The sequence below is a fragment of the Nonomuraea sp. NPDC000554 genome (genome assembly GCF_040300065.1).
Lineage (GTDB): Bacteria > Actinomycetota > Actinomycetes > Streptosporangiales > Streptosporangiaceae > Nonomuraea.
In genome coordinates this window covers 15,186-27,569 of record NZ_JBEPDC010000047.1, presented here as the reverse complement: position 1 = coordinate 27,569, position 12,384 = coordinate 15,186, and the positions used below count along the sequence as shown (strand labels likewise).

Annotated in this window: 16 protein-coding genes and 1 pseudogene; 7 read left to right on the top strand and 10 right to left on the bottom strand. The window is 68.2% G+C overall.

Features of this window, described 5'->3' with window-relative positions:
- Positions 1-22: 22 nt before the first annotated feature.
- The gene (locus tag ABT294_RS48470; protein ID WP_350813316.1) at positions 23-499 is read left to right on the top strand and encodes a DUF6194 family protein; all 477 of its coding nucleotides are present in this window, start codon (positions 23-25) and stop codon (positions 497-499) included.
- A gap of 154 nt (positions 500-653) precedes the next feature.
- Here the strand turns inward: ABT294_RS48470 and ABT294_RS48465 are convergent, their stop codons facing one another.
- From ABT294_RS48465 to ABT294_RS48450, 4 genes and pseudogenes are all read right to left on the bottom strand, one after another.
- A complete protein-coding gene (locus tag ABT294_RS48465; protein WP_350813315.1) occupies positions 654-905 on the bottom strand; it encodes a hypothetical protein in 252 nt (83 codons plus the stop codon).
- Between the two features lie 786 nt (positions 906-1,691).
- Complete coding sequence (locus tag ABT294_RS48460) at positions 1,692-2,084, bottom strand: phosphotransferase (protein WP_350813314.1); 393 nt, start codon at positions 2,082-2,084, stop codon at positions 1,692-1,694.
- A gap of 16 nt (positions 2,085-2,100) precedes the next feature.
- Positions 2,101-2,265, bottom strand: a pseudogene (locus ABT294_RS48455) (IS1380 family transposase); the annotation flags it as partial.
- Positions 2,266-2,338: 73 nt separating this feature from the next.
- On the bottom strand, positions 2,339-2,959 hold the full coding sequence (locus ABT294_RS48450; RefSeq protein ID WP_350813313.1) for a TetR/AcrR family transcriptional regulator: 621 nt from the start codon (positions 2,957-2,959) through the stop codon (positions 2,339-2,341).
- Between the two features lie 90 nt (positions 2,960-3,049).
- Here ABT294_RS48450 and ABT294_RS48445 point away from each other — a divergent pair, with 90 nt between their 5' ends.
- Positions 3,050-4,009 (top strand): ketopantoate reductase family protein, encoded by a 960-nt coding sequence (locus ABT294_RS48445; RefSeq protein ID WP_350813312.1) that lies wholly within the window; start codon positions 3,050-3,052, stop codon positions 4,007-4,009.
- A gap of 99 nt (positions 4,010-4,108) precedes the next feature.
- Positions 4,109-4,258 (top strand): hypothetical protein, encoded by a 150-nt coding sequence (locus ABT294_RS48440; protein ID WP_350813311.1) that lies wholly within the window; start codon positions 4,109-4,111, stop codon positions 4,256-4,258.
- Between the two features lie 145 nt (positions 4,259-4,403).
- Here the strand turns inward: ABT294_RS48440 and ABT294_RS48435 are convergent, their stop codons facing one another.
- Positions 4,404-4,982 carry a TetR/AcrR family transcriptional regulator gene (locus tag ABT294_RS48435; RefSeq protein WP_350813310.1) on the bottom strand — a complete coding sequence of 193 codons (579 nt, stop codon included), beginning with the start codon at positions 4,980-4,982 and terminating at the stop codon, positions 4,404-4,406.
- Positions 4,983-5,070: 88 nt separating this feature from the next.
- Here ABT294_RS48435 and ABT294_RS48430 point away from each other — a divergent pair, with 88 nt between their 5' ends.
- The gene (locus ABT294_RS48430) at positions 5,071-5,952 is read left to right on the top strand and encodes an SDR family oxidoreductase (RefSeq protein WP_350813309.1); all 882 of its coding nucleotides are present in this window, start codon (positions 5,071-5,073) and stop codon (positions 5,950-5,952) included.
- 313 nt (positions 5,953-6,265) lie between these two features.
- Entirely contained in the window at positions 6,266-7,114 is an 849-nt protein-coding gene (locus ABT294_RS48425; RefSeq protein WP_350813308.1) for an NAD(P)H-binding protein, read from the top strand.
- 406 nt (positions 7,115-7,520) lie between these two features.
- Here ABT294_RS48425 and ABT294_RS48420 read toward each other — a convergent pair whose 3' ends face one another.
- The gene (locus ABT294_RS48420; RefSeq protein ID WP_350813307.1) at positions 7,521-7,709 is read right to left on the bottom strand and encodes a hypothetical protein; all 189 of its coding nucleotides are present in this window, start codon (positions 7,707-7,709) and stop codon (positions 7,521-7,523) included.
- 239 nt (positions 7,710-7,948) lie between these two features.
- Here ABT294_RS48420 and ABT294_RS48415 point away from each other — a divergent pair, with 239 nt between their 5' ends.
- The gene (locus tag ABT294_RS48415) at positions 7,949-8,176 is read left to right on the top strand and encodes a hypothetical protein (RefSeq protein ID WP_350813306.1); all 228 of its coding nucleotides are present in this window, start codon (positions 7,949-7,951) and stop codon (positions 8,174-8,176) included.
- 158 nt (positions 8,177-8,334) lie between these two features.
- Positions 8,335-8,880 (top strand): hypothetical protein, encoded by a 546-nt coding sequence (locus tag ABT294_RS48410; protein WP_350813305.1) that lies wholly within the window; start codon positions 8,335-8,337, stop codon positions 8,878-8,880.
- A 115-nt stretch (positions 8,881-8,995) separates the two neighbouring features.
- Here ABT294_RS48410 and ABT294_RS48405 read toward each other — a convergent pair whose 3' ends face one another.
- From ABT294_RS48405 to ABT294_RS48390, 4 genes are all read right to left on the bottom strand, one after another.
- The gene (locus ABT294_RS48405; RefSeq protein ID WP_350813304.1) at positions 8,996-10,054 is read right to left on the bottom strand and encodes a serine hydrolase domain-containing protein; all 1,059 of its coding nucleotides are present in this window, start codon (positions 10,052-10,054) and stop codon (positions 8,996-8,998) included.
- Between the two features lie 289 nt (positions 10,055-10,343).
- Positions 10,344-10,625 carry a hypothetical protein gene (locus ABT294_RS48400; protein WP_350813303.1) on the bottom strand — a complete coding sequence of 94 codons (282 nt, stop codon included), beginning with the start codon at positions 10,623-10,625 and terminating at the stop codon, positions 10,344-10,346.
- A gap of 373 nt (positions 10,626-10,998) precedes the next feature.
- Positions 10,999-11,361, bottom strand: a complete 363-nt coding sequence (locus ABT294_RS48395; protein WP_350813302.1) for a nuclear transport factor 2 family protein — start codon at positions 11,359-11,361, stop codon at positions 10,999-11,001.
- A gap of 506 nt (positions 11,362-11,867) precedes the next feature.
- Positions 11,868-12,341, bottom strand: coding sequence for a MarR family winged helix-turn-helix transcriptional regulator (locus ABT294_RS48390; RefSeq protein ID WP_350813301.1), 474 nt, complete (start codon positions 12,339-12,341; stop codon positions 11,868-11,870).
- Between the last annotated feature and the right edge of the window lie 43 nt (positions 12,342-12,384).

The window sequence follows — 12,384 nt, the reverse complement described above, 5'->3', positions numbered from 1 at the left end:
CTTCAATGTAACGCTTGAGCACATGACCATGGATGAGCTCATCGGCTTCGTGGAGAGCCTCGACGGCGTGCTGAGCCTCAGGCCGGGACCCGGCGACGGCTCGCCGGAGATCAGCTGGGGCGACACGTTCTTCTACTACGCACCTGACGGCGTCACCCCGACGAGGACGCAGCCCTTCGCGACGGTCGTGACCAAGAACTACCCCGGCGACGAGACGTCACGTCTGGACCGGCCGGACACCTTCCGGGTGAACGTCTCCGCGGGAAAGGAGACGTTCACCCGGTGGACCGGTCACGCACCACGCGAACCGGCCACCACCGAGGTCGACCCCAGCGCCACCGACACCGTGATCGCGCACCCCGTCTACGGCACCGTCGGCTGGCTGGCGGTGGTGAACCCGGGCCCGCGTACGGAGGCGGCGACCCGCGAGCTGCTGTCCGCGGCCTACCAGCTGGCCCGCTCGCGCTACGAGCGACGCGCTGAGTCCACGGCTCCCTGAGCCCGCCGCGTCAGGATCTCCCGGCGGTCAGCCAGGCGGCGACGTCCGCGACGACCGCCGGGTCCATGTGCTGCGCCGACTCGTACTCGGACGGCGTGGATGGGCCGATGCCGGGGGAAGAAGAGGTGGTTGTCGGCGTCGTAGACCCGGATCGTCACGCCGGGACGGCCGGTGAGGGCGTCCCCGCCACCGGATGAGGTCGTCGGCGAGCGTGGCCTGGTAGTCGCGGCCGCCCTGCAGGCTCACCCCCCAGGGCCAGATCGCCGCGGGCGTGGTAGGTCAGCAGCGTGCCGGTGCCCCCGCCGGGCGCGGCTGCGGCCAGCACGATCCCGTAGGCGACCGGCCCGTCCAGAGCCAGGACGTGCACCACCGCCACCGCGGCGGCCGGCACCACCACGACGTTCACCGCTGCTCGCTCCGGGTACCCGCGCCGACGCGCGGTTCTGTTGCGATGCCTGCCGAGCCAAGTCCCACAGGTGCGTCTCGCGGTTGCTGGTCCTCGGTGACCGGTGACTGGTGGGCGGCCATGGCCAGCGCCTACCCGGACGCGGCCCGGTTCTGCCGGGTTTGCTGCGAGTTCTTGCCCTTGGAGGCGCGCGCCGACGCCCGGTACTGCTCACCGGCCTGCAAAACCCGCGCCTGGCGGCAACGTCGCGCCGCTGGCCGCTCGCCAGCCGTGACGGCTAACCGACCGGATCCTGCCGTCCCGCGCCTTATGGAGCGCCGCCCACGTACAAGATCACTGGATGGCGCGATGGGGCATCCAGGTTCGCGGCACCCGGCGGCACCGTGACCGCTCGGCCGTGTGGGGCGGTGCGTGGCTAGGGGGCGGGGATCTCCCCGCCGTTGGACCGTCCGCGCGGCGCGACTCCGCTGGGCCACGCCCACCTCAACTGCCTGGGCCGTTATGCGATCGCCTCCTCGGCCCCGGACAAGGGCCTGCGGCCGCTTGTGCCGCTGCCTCTCTCCGAGGGCCGGCCCGCCACCCCTGTGGATGAGGATGGCGTCTGAGCCGCCGCCTAGATCCTCCTCTCGGGGACCGGCGGCGATTTCGAGGAGTGCGGCGGGCAGTTGTGCTGCTGGTCAACCGAGCAAGTGCAGAATTTTCTCGGCTTGCCGTCCAGGGTGCCGGCTGGGTTGTGCGGTGTCGCCGGCCCGTCGGGGCCGAGTTGGAGGAACCAGCCCAACGCGATCAGGCGGCGGAAATCGCGCACCCGCTGGGCTTCTGCCGGGTCAGATCGAGGTGCCTCAGGAGTTGCTCGGCGTCCAGGACGCCGTCGAGGCGGGAGATATGCTCGCAGACCTCGCCGAGCTCGAACGCCCGGTCGCTGCGGCCGAAGTCTTCCCAGTCGATCAGCCGTACCCGGCGCTCGTGCTCGTCCCACAGGTAGTTGGCGCGGCTTCCGTCCGCCAGTCCGAGGACGGGCGGCAGCGGGTTCACGATGAGGCTGTCGGAGCGGTGGAGGCCAGCCAGGCGGCTCCTGCGCAGGGCCCGATCGCGGACCAGCCGTCCGCTGTCGGGATAGCGCTTCAGCAGCTCCTCCAGCTCAACGCTGACAGCGGCGTCATCCTGCGGGCCGGCCACGTGCCGCTCGATTGCCTCCTGCAACGGGGCCGCGAACTTTCGCGCCCGCGTTCGCGCCGCTGTCGCCCGGCACCGTGAGACTGTCCCGTGACAGGCCCGCAAGCCCAGCGGTGTGAGCGAGCCGCATCACCGGCACCAGGCCCGCGGCCGACACCGCCTGGGGAGCGTGCTTGAACTGCATCTACGGGATGCCTTCCTGACAGTGAAAACGGAACCCTAGACAAGTCCCATTTTCCCTGGTCAGAAAGGTATTCTCACTTCAACTCACCGACACTCTCCTGCTCGTGCTCGCGCTGACTGTCGCCTGAGTACGACCGGCGCAGCCCGTCCAGCACGAGGGTGATGACACCGTCGGCCTCGGCCCGCCAACCGGGGCGGTCATGGGCCGCACCGATGCCATGCAGTGCCATCATGACGGCACCGGCACCCACGTCGTCGCGGACGGCGCCGTCCTTCACGGCGGCGGCCACCAGGTCGGTGACAGCCTGCTCCAGCGCCCGACTACCCTCGGCGAGCGCACCTGAGCCGGTGGCCATGAGCGTGGCCAGCGTCCGGGCGAGGCCCTGGTGGGCATCCATGTAGCCGACCATGCCACGCAGGAAGGTCGCCAAGGCCTCCTCCGCGGGCAGCGTGGCCTGCAACTGGCGGGCGCGGTCGCACAGCGTGGCGACCTCCTCGTGGTAGACCGCCTCGGCTAGCGCCTCCCGGGTGGGGAAGTGGCGGTACAGCGTGCCGGTGCCCACACCGGCCAGGCGGGCGAAATCATCGAAGCGCAGGTCGAAGAAGCTTCCGGCGTCGAAGACCTCCCGGGCCTTGGCGAGCAATGCCTCGCGGTTGCGCTGGGCGTCGGCACGCAGCGGCTTGGCGGAGTTCATGCGCTACCTCGCGTTGACAAACGGAAACTACCTCCATATTGTCGAAAGTGGAGATGATCTCCGGTTTGATTGTATCCCACAAGGTGACGCATGAAGATCCTGATGTTCGGCCGAGGCGTGATCGCCACCATGTACGGCTGGGCCCTGGAACGAGCCGGACACGACGTCGAGTTCTACGTCCGGCCGGGCCGCACGGCGGCGTACGGGGAAGCGATGGACCTCGATCTACTCGATGCGCGGCGGCGGGTGTGGGGGCAGCGCATCGTCCAGAAGTGGCCGGTGCGCTACCGCGAGGAGCTGGAGCCAGACCACACCTTCGACCTGATCGTGCTGAGCGTGCAGCACCACCGCTTCGCGGAGGCCGCGGCCTTCCTGGCACCGCGCGTCGGCAAAGCGACGGTGCTGGTCTTCGGCAACATCTGGTCCGAGCCGCTGGAAGCGATCGGCGCTCTTCCCGGCGACCAGGTCGCCTGGGGCTTTCCCCAAGCCGGCGGCGGCTTCGGCGAGGACGGCGTGCTACGCGGGACACTGCTGCCGTCGGTCGTCTTCGGCACCTTCGGCCGGTCCCCGACCGAACGTGAGCGGGCCGTGCGCCAGGCGTTTCGCGAGGCCGGGTTCCGGCTCCAGGAACAACCCGACTTCCGCGGCTGGCTGTGGATCCATTTCGTGTCGGACGCCGGCCTGCACTCGCAGGGCCTGAGGCTGGGCTCGTTGGCCAAGCTGGCAGGGGCGACGGGCGACCTGCGCGAGGCGCTGCTGGCCAGCCGTGAGCTGCTGCCGCTCCTCGAGGCGCGCGGCGTCGACCTGCGACGTCACCGGCGCCGTGTGCTTCCGTTCCGTGCGCCCACCTGGCTGACGGCCCCCGTCCTCGCCTGGCTGCTCACTCATTTCGCGCCGGCGCGCGTGAATTTCGAGGCGCACTCCGACCCCGAGGCCGAGGAGCCGCGTGAGATCTGCCGAGACACCCTGGCGGAAGCACGCCGGTTGGGCGTCGCGGTACCGCGACTGGAGGCGGCGGAACCGAGCTTCGCCCGCGAGGTGACAGGCTGAGTGAGCGGCTACGAGACTTCCCCGCAGTTCCGCTGTGATCATCCTCGGCGACGAGGAGTAGGAACGTCGACGACCTCCAATGTCACCTTCATCAACATCTTGAGTGACCGCTCACACCTGTCGCCCTACCTGCGCTCCCACATCACCCGGTTCGACGCCTACGCCACCGACGAACTCGCGGTCATCCCCGCAGCCTTCAACCCGGTGCTCAAAGAGGTCGACTTCACCGCCGTGGACCTGGCCGCCTGACCCTGGCTGTACACCCCTCGTTCCGAAAGTCGTTCCGCAACCCGACGTCCTGGAGCGACGTACGGCCACAGCTTCCGGAACGCCTTGTTGCTGCTGGATAGCGCTAATGGCCGTCCCTGGGCATCTCAACCCCGGATCTGTCCGATCAGCCCAGCGATGCGCTCACCGTACGCAGCTCGTCCAGGGCCGCCAGGACGTACCCGGCGAGCTCGTCCTTGCCGTCACGGTCGCCCTCGGACCATTCGGCGAACCCGCGCTTGAAGGCGAGGACGCCCAGCTCGCTCGCGAGGGCCGCGGTCGGATCTGGTAGGCCGCGGGCGACCAGGGCGCTCGTCATCGCGGCCGCGAGGCTGACGGTCTTGAGGGCGTCACGCTCTTGAAGCTCAACGCTGGCGGCGACGGCCGCCTTCAGGCGCGGGGCGAGCTCGCGATTCATGGGGCCCATCGCGCTCGACGCGCGTTCAAGACCGACAGCGACCGCCTCGAGCGGGCTGGCGTCACCAGGCGCCTCAGCGATTCCCTCGGTCAGCAGCCGACTCAGCGTCTCCTGTCCGGCCGCCAGCAGCTCGCGCTTGTCGGGGAAGTGCCGGAAGAAGGTGCTCTTGGTGACCCCGGCGCGCTCGGCGATCTGCGCGACCGTCGTGGCGTCGTACCCCTGCTCGGTGAACAGGTCGACTGCCGCCACGACGAGGCGTTCGCGTGCGCCTGGTTCCCACCTACCCATGGGGCCAGCATATGTGATGGGACTCTTGTCCCGTAACCCTGGTAGCGTGTGACGGGACAAGAGTCCCATCACTTGCGGGAAGGTTTCCATGCGCGTCTTCGTCACCGGCGGCACCGGTCTGATCGGGTCCACTGTTGTCGCCGAACTGCTCGGCAACGGCTACACCGTCCTCGCACTCGCCCGTTCCGACGCGTCCGCGCTCGCTGCCGAGGCGGCTGGCGCCGAGCCGCTCCGGGGAGCCCTCGCCGATCTGGACGTCCTTCGTGCCGGCGTCGCTCTGGCCGACGGGGTCATCCACCTGGCATTCGGCAATGACTTCAGCAGCCCCGAGGCCCTCGCGAAGAATGTCGCCGAGGAGAGTGCCGCCCTCGCGACCCTCGGCGAGGAACTCGTCGGCAGCGACCGCCCCTTCGTGACCGTCTCGGGTACGCCCCAGATGCCTGGCCGCGTCTCCACCGAGGCCGACCCGCTGCCGACCGACGGGCCGGTCGGTGGTCGCGGTCGCGCGGTCACGGCGGTCCTGGGCCTTGCCTCGCGCGGGGTCCGGAGCACGGCCGTACGCCTGCCACGCACGGTCCACAACCAAGGCACGGGCGGGTTCGCCGGCTTGCTGACCGGCATTGCACGCCGGACCGGGGTGTCCGGCTACCCGGGCGACGGCACACAGCGCTGGCCGGCCGTCCACGCGCTCGACGCGGCAGTCCTCTTCCGGCTCGCCCTGGAACAGGCGGAAGCCGGCAGTGTCTGGCACGCCGTGGCCGACGAGGGGGACCGGGTGCGGGACATCGCCGCGGTCATCGGCCGACGGCTGGGCCTGCCGGTCGAGTCAGTGCCGTCACAGACGTACGGCCCTCTCGGCCCGATCTTCGCGAACGACCAGCCCTCGTCCAGCGCCCACACCCGGCAGACCCTCGGCTGGGAGCCGAAGCACCCCAGCCTCCTGGAGGACCTGGAGAACATCCAGCCCTGACCGGCGACGGAGGCCCGCTTACGGCGCTCGCGCCGACAACGACAGACCCTCACCCCTCACCCCTCACCTACGTCACTCGCGGTCGACCGTTCGGCGCAGCGATGTCCCGCGCCCGTCCACGCCCGGTCAACGCAGCTCCGGCTCTCGACTTGATCCCACATCATCGCCGACGGCCAAGCCCGCTGACGCCGGACCGTCATCCGCGTGGCAGCAACACGTCCCGCACTGTCGACATGTCCGTGGCGAAAGTGGGTCTCCACGGCATCGCCGGCTGTGCAGCCATTCACGTCCACAACCAACAGGAGGCCCCGTCATGGTGGCAGTTGTCTTCGGCGCTCGCGGTAACGTCGGTCGTCACGTGGTTGATGGCCTCCTGGCCGCCGGTGAGCAGGTCAGAGCAGTCAGCAGGACCCCAGCCGCGGGCTTGACACCCGGGTGGGAAGCAGTCGCCGCCGACCTGGAGCGTCCCGAGACGTTGCCCGCAGCGCTCGACGGTGCCGACAGGGTGTTCCTTTACGGAATGCTCGACCCCCGGAAGCCCTACGACATCGAGAAGGTCGCTGCGGCGGCCACAGCCGCGGGGATCCGGCAGGTGGTTCTGCTCTCGTCGGTATCAGTCCTGAGCCCCGACGCCGACCACCCGGTCCCCCGCCTGAACCGCACGATCGAGCAGGCCATCCAACGGTCCGGCATGGACTGGACGTTCCTCAGGCCGGGGACATTCGCGACCAACACCCGCACCTGGTGGGCCGAATCGATCCGGACGGACAACGTCGTCCGTCTTCCCTATCCGCTCGCACAGTCGGCACCGGTGCACGAGAAGGACATCGCGGCGCTTGCGGTGACCGCCCTGACCGAACCGGGCCACTCGCACCAGGCATACACCATTTACGGAGCCGAGTCCCTGACCCTGCAACGGCAGGTCGAGTACATCGGCGAGGTCCTCGGCCGCCGCATCCGGATCGAACACGTCTCCGACGAGCAGGCTCGCGCGGAAATGGGCAGAACATGGCCTCCGGTCGTGGCCGAGGCAATCGTGAGTCAGTGGGCCGCCGCCAGCGGCGTCCCGGCCCTGACCTCCGTCATCGCCGAAAAGATCACCGGGACGCCGGCGCACACCTACGCCCAGTGGGCCGTCGACCACTCGGACGACTTCCGCTGAGCTTGTCGTTGACCTGCGGTGTCGGTGGCGACCCCGGCCGGTCGTGAGGAACAGCCTTTGGTTGATCATTCTTCTTGGGCTCCAACCAAGGTTGGCTGTAAAGCCCGCCGTGGAATGACCTTGTAGCCCGTCAGCGGTTCCAGCGAACGGCGGCTCGCGCTCGGCGACGTGCTGGGCGACCGCGTCGACGCCGGGACGGGCGTGTCGCTCCAGGGACCGAGGCGTGTTGGGAGCGGGCCAGCAGCATCGGCGTCGACGTGCCGTCCTCCGCGTTGCCCCGGTATGGCCGATGCGGGCGGTGGGCATGGGATGGCTTGGGTGAGCCGCCCCATGCCCCCATGTGGCTGGGAGCCGCGGGTGTTCATCTATCGAACGTTTTCCGAACGCCGGAATCTACGACCGATGATCAAGAGCGCGGCCCGTTTCTGCCGTATTCCGGTGGCACCTGAGGATCGGACTTCAACTCAGCCAGCACGTGTGGCCGGCCCAGCAAGTCCTCCAGACGAGCGCACACCGACGGTCCCAGCCGCTCCATCACCTGCTCGGCGAAGTCCTCCTCGAAACGGCGGCATGCCGAATCGACGACCCGTTCCACCTGGCCGCTGGTCGGCGACTCGATGCTCGTACTCCGGCACCGCTCCCGCACTGCCTGCGCCAGGCGATCCCGGCTCGTCTCGATCGGGCAGACCTCGTCAGCCAGCCGCTGCGCCAGCCGCTCCTCATCGTCCTCGGTCGCCGCGTGGGTGCCGGACTTCGCATATCACACAAATTGGCTTGAAGGATCATCGGGTGGCGGCTCGCCGTAGCTTTGGGAGGTACGGGCCATATCCGTGGTTGTCCTCGCACAGCCTGGACACGCTGCTCGCGCATCTGGGCATTCCCCGTCCGGCAGGCCGTCACCGAGCCCTGCCGGACGCCGACGTGACCGTGCGACTCCTGCGGCGCCTGCTGGCCGACGGCGGCCGCACTCGCTGGCAGTCCTTGCACGATGTCGACGCCGTCGGCGGCCTGGCGCCGAAACAGCCACCACGCGAGAAGAACGTGCAGGCCGGTCTGTTCTGACGAGGCCGACAGGCCATCAGTCGAAGACGGGTGTAGCCCGTCGTCAGAAGACCGCTGAGTGGGTGTTCGTGCTGGTCGTGTGCTTTGTCGCAGAGTCGCCAGAAAGATCACCCTATAGTAGTCGTCCTGCCTGGTTGAGCCGTTCCCAAGGGTGCCCCATGCGTGAAACGTACTCGCCGATAGCCGAGCTGAATCTCCTCAAGGAGTTTAATGATCAGTGCACGGACTTCTACTCGCCGGGATTTGAACTGCGCGAGTACAACAACGATTCATCCTGGTCAGACTCGGACAGCCAGCAGTTCCATGACCGAGTGATTCCGTTCGCTCAGGCCACCTCGTCGGGCTCCTTCTATGCGCTGTGGCGGTGCGACGACCGGACCGACCTTGCCGCCCTCCCCGTCATCTTCTTCGGCGACGAAGGGGACCTCTACGTCACCGCGCACAATCTGCAGGATCTGTTCTACGACCTCGCCGTCGAGGATCCCGATGTCCCCGCCCCTACACGCCAGGAGTACATCGAGACCCGTCAGGCGTATATCGCCTGGCTGGAACGCAACTTCGGCCCTACGCCGCCCGAGTTTGAACGCAGCCCCATGGAGGAGTACGGCTGGAGGTTCGTCGACTGGCTCCTGAGCGTAGGATCGGAGGAGGCCGCCGACGTCATGATCGAAAACCTTGAGTTCTTGCAAATACCCCGCCGCTGACCGTGCAGTCGCCAGGTAGCTGAACGACCCCAGCTCAATCAGCCCCAGATACCGCCTGCACCCACGGTAGAAGCTCAAACAGCCCAGCCCTCAACTGCCCAGCTCATAGGCTCACTCAGCCGGAGCTGCACCCGTCGAAGACGAACGCGCGGAAGACGTTGCGGATGCTCATCAACGGGTCGCGGTCGCGGCTGTTGTAGAGCTTGTTCGTGAGTAGGACAGCCCATCGTTGCTGCTTCGGTGAGAGCCACATGGCAGTGCCGGTGAAGCCATAGTGGACGTAGATGTCCTCTTCGGGGCCGGCGCCGGGGGCGGGGTGCCAGAGAAGGCCGCGGGGTTGGTCGAGATCACTGGTGTGGACCTGCAGAGACTCGGCTACCCAGGCGGGCCCGAACCCGACCCGGTCGGGATCAGGGCCGGGGGCCAGGAGATGTTCCAGGAAGCGGGCTAGGTCCCGCAGGGTAGTGAAGACGCCGGCGATGCCGCACACGCCTCCCAGGAGACGGGCGGAGTAGTCGTGGGCGACGCCTTGGAGGTGGGTGCCGGTTTCGGGGGCGAATTCGGTGGGTGCGCACCGGCTCCGATCGCCGACTGGCAGCGGGCCGAACCGGGTGTCCGTCATCCCCAGCGGCTGCCAGATTCGTTCTGTGGCGAGTTGGTCCAGCGTGCGGGTGGTGAGGTGCTCGGCGAGGAAGCCCAGGATGAGTGGGGCGCGGTCGGTGTATTCCACGGCGGTGCCCGGTTTGCGGTGCAGTTCTTCGCGCAGGACGCCATCGCGGATGGCTTGGGGGTTGGTGCCGTAGAGGTTCTTCAGGTTGGCGCGGAGTGGCACGCCCGCGGTGTGGGTGAGGAGGTGCCGGGCGGTGACCTGGCCGAGCGGGTGGCTGGCGACCTCGGGCCAGAAGGTGTGCAGTGGGTCGTCCAGCGGGAGTTGCTGTTCGTGCCACAGAGTGCCGATGACCGCCCACACCGCGACAATCTTGGTGAGGCTGGCGATGTCCCAGAGGGTGTCGGATCGCACCGTCGTGGTGGGGTCGGTCGGGTTGGCCTGTCCGTGGGCGCCGCAGTCGAGTGTGGCGTTGGCGCCGCCTGTGGCCCACACAGCGGCGGGGAACACTCCCCCTCGCACCCCTCGGTTGAGGAGAAGAGTGATGGCGTCGTGAGTGTCAGCCATGGTGGCGTTTCCCTCGGATCTGAGCGGGCCAGGTCTGGATGCCAGGGTAGTGAGCAAGCGGTGGGGCCGCCGGTTTGACGCGGCACGTCAGGCGATCTGCCGACCGAGGTCCTTCAGCGCGGTCGCGGTCGCGGTGAGGGGAAGGCGGGCGGTGTTGCGCAGACCAGCGGCACGCAGATCGTCCAGGATCTTCGGGTCGCTTGCAGGTCGCGGAAGGTCATGGTTGAGATTGTGGCGTCGGCCAGGTTGGCGCCAGGGGCACTGCTGATCCGGCGGGCAGCGCCGGGGATTAGGCGTTGCGAGCGGTGAGGAGTTGGTCGCGCGTGTAGGTGGCGCCTTCGGTGCGTGGCGTGGTCTTGATGAGTTCCCACAGCCCGTCAGGTAGCCGGCTGCAGTTGCCGAACGGGCCTTCGCCGACGCCGACCAGGTCAGAGCTGCAGCCGTTGGCCAGGCCGAACGGCTGCGCGGCGAACTCGCCGACCTCACGGCCGCGCTGAAAGTCGCCCAGCAGCAGCGCGAAGAGGCCGTCACCGCCGCGGCCGTGGCCGTGGCTCTGCTGCGCGAACAGCAATCTGCTGCGCAGCCCGATAGCCCTGGCCCGACTGTCTCACCGCCCGATGGGGCTCGGCCGGCAGACTGAGGACACCACGCGCCGGTCGCGTCTGTATAGATCGATCCTCCCGTCCTATCATCACCAGGCACTGGCGCGTGCTGGCCCCTCAAGTGCTGGCGCCGTGCGCGAGTGCCCGGCTCATGGGGACGCCGACGGAAAGACGGACGCAGCAGGCGGAGTTGCCGCTAGGCAGGTGCTGGTGTGGATACGGCCCCCTTTCGCGGCAGCAGGAAGGTGACGGCGAGCAGGAGGAGGCTGCCCCACATGGTGGTGGTGAAGGCGGCGACGCACTCGCCGCCGTAAGTTCGCAGGCACCGCAGTAGACGTGGCTCTACATCGAATAGACGGGCGCCAGGTCGACGAAGATGCGGTAGTCCGAGATCAGACCGTCGTCGCGGGTATGCCAGATCGACACGGCCACGACGCTGACGTCCTTGCCGTCGAGCCGCCGGTAGGTCACCTCGGTCTCGGCAATGGTGTCGGCGTCGACCTGCCACGTTCTGACGAGTCTGTGCGCGAGGCCCGCGATGGTGGCGAAGAATATCCGCAGCCCCTCGGCGATGGCGTTGCGTCCGACCATGGGCTCGGCGTTGCCGAACACCATCCTGGCGTCCTCCGCCAGCAACTGCGCGAACTTGCCGGGCTCGAACGAGTCGACCACCTGGAAAACGCGCCGTGCCTCATCGTCGGACATGCCGATCTCTCCTCCCGTGCGGGGGTCGCTGCTGGGGACGTTACGTGGCGACGGGCAGGATGCAACCCCTTCAGGAAGTCAACTGACCGGATCGAGAAGAGCCTGGCCAGAGGGAGCAGGCGGAGAAGCGGTCGTCAACGCTCTCTTTGCCAGGGGTACGGCGTTCATCGGCTGGGCGAGAGCAGACCGCCACTCCGAAGTCGAGGTGATCTGCATCCAGCCGCTGGGCGCGTCCTCTATCTGGGGTGCCGAGAAGGCGTCAGGCATGTGAGGCAAGTGGGCTCCGAAGGAACATGCCTGTCAGGCACGTTAGTCACCTGCGGATATCCCTTCTCAAGCATCTCCATAAGCGCAGGTGAAAGGCGTATCCGTTGGATCCTGCGACCTCACCAGTCTGGGACCCCTGGCGGCATACGACCACACCGCCGACGAGGTCCGCACCTTCCCCAATGCACCGCATCACTGGCGTCGCAGAGCTGACGGAAGACCCCGCCTGAGGACGGCGCTCAGCCTCCTTCGAATTCCCGGCGCACGGTAGCGGCGATGCGGGTGAGTGCGGCCCCGAGGTGGCGGCGCTGAGCGGCGCTGAGCGGATCGAACACGAGCCGCTTCACCTGCGCGACGTGTTCCGGTGCGCTCTCGACGAGCTTCTGCCGACCGGCGTCGGCCAGGGTGGCGAGGGTGTATCGACCGTCGCTGGGGTCGGGTCGGCGGGCGACCCAGTCGCGGGCTTCGAAGCGGTCCATCACCTTCGACAGGCGGGGCTGGGTGCTGTCGCAGACCCGGGCCAGGTCGCTGAGCCGCATCGTGGCCTCGTCGGCCATCGACAGCCGGGCCAGAACCCCGTACTCGAAGTTGGAGATGCCTGCGTCTCGCTGCAGCTGGCGGTCGAGGGCCGCCGGGAGGGCGATGACGACTGTGAGGAGCGCCTGCCACAGGTCCTGCTGGTCGTCGTCGAGCCAGGGTGACTGGGTGTCCATGAGGCCCATCATACTTGCCCGGGCAACTCTCATCACTTGCCTA

Excerpts from the sequence above, each read along its gene's own strand:
- ABT294_RS48470 (WP_350813316.1), top strand. The coding sequence starts at position 23 with ATGACCATGGATGAGCTCATCGGCTTCGTGGAGAGCCTCGACGGCGTG.
- ABT294_RS48450 (WP_350813313.1), bottom strand. The coding sequence starts at position 2,959 with ATGAACTCCGCCAAGCCGCTGCGTGCCGACGCCCAGCGCAACCGCGAG.
- ABT294_RS48445 (WP_350813312.1), top strand. The coding sequence starts at position 3,050 with ATGAAGATCCTGATGTTCGGCCGAGGCGTGATCGCCACCATGTACGGC.
- ABT294_RS48435 (WP_350813310.1), bottom strand. The coding sequence starts at position 4,982 with ATGGGTAGGTGGGAACCAGGCGCACGCGAACGCCTCGTCGTGGCGGCA.
- ABT294_RS48430 (WP_350813309.1), top strand. The coding sequence starts at position 5,071 with ATGCGCGTCTTCGTCACCGGCGGCACCGGTCTGATCGGGTCCACTGTT.
- ABT294_RS48425 (WP_350813308.1), top strand. The coding sequence starts at position 6,266 with ATGGTGGCAGTTGTCTTCGGCGCTCGCGGTAACGTCGGTCGTCACGTG.
- ABT294_RS48410 (WP_350813305.1), top strand. The coding sequence starts at position 8,335 with ATGCGTGAAACGTACTCGCCGATAGCCGAGCTGAATCTCCTCAAGGAG.
- ABT294_RS48405 (WP_350813304.1), bottom strand. The coding sequence starts at position 10,054 with ATGGCTGACACTCACGACGCCATCACTCTTCTCCTCAACCGAGGGGTG.
- ABT294_RS48395 (WP_350813302.1), bottom strand. The coding sequence starts at position 11,361 with ATGTCCGACGATGAGGCACGGCGCGTTTTCCAGGTGGTCGACTCGTTC.
- ABT294_RS48390 (WP_350813301.1), bottom strand. The coding sequence starts at position 12,341 with ATGGACACCCAGTCACCCTGGCTCGACGACGACCAGCAGGACCTGTGG.